The following is a 255-nucleotide window of genomic DNA, read 5'->3' as shown; positions in this document are numbered from 1 at the left end:
TGGGACGAAATCGGGCGATTTCTTCGCGCTGCAGCTTGCTTGCACCCCGGTGCAAGCTGCGCCCCAGCGCTTCGAACTCATCCCGATTGCGTCCCAACGCGACGCGTTGAGATCGTGAACACGTTCTGAGGAGTCATGCAGATGGCCATCATTGATATCAAGGTCCCTGACATTGGCGACTTCGACACGGTCGGCGTGATCGAGCTGCTGGTGCAGCCCGGCGACACGGTTGCCGTGGACCAGAGCCTGATCACC

Annotated in this window: 1 protein-coding gene; it reads left to right on the top strand. The window is 60.4% G+C overall.

Features of this window, described 5'->3' with window-relative positions; genetic code table 11:
- Positions 1-135: 135 nt before the first annotated feature.
- Positions 136-255: biotin/lipoyl-containing protein (locus tag GVL12_RS27160; protein ID WP_368855051.1), on the top strand; the 120-nt coding region annotated here is incomplete at its 3' end.

It is taken from the genome of Pantoea sp. 18069 (assembly GCF_902706035.1).
GTDB lineage: Bacteria > Pseudomonadota > Gammaproteobacteria > Burkholderiales > Burkholderiaceae_C > Comamonas.
The sequence above is the reverse complement of the archived record's forward strand: the minus strand, read 5'-3'. Positions and strand labels throughout refer to the sequence as shown.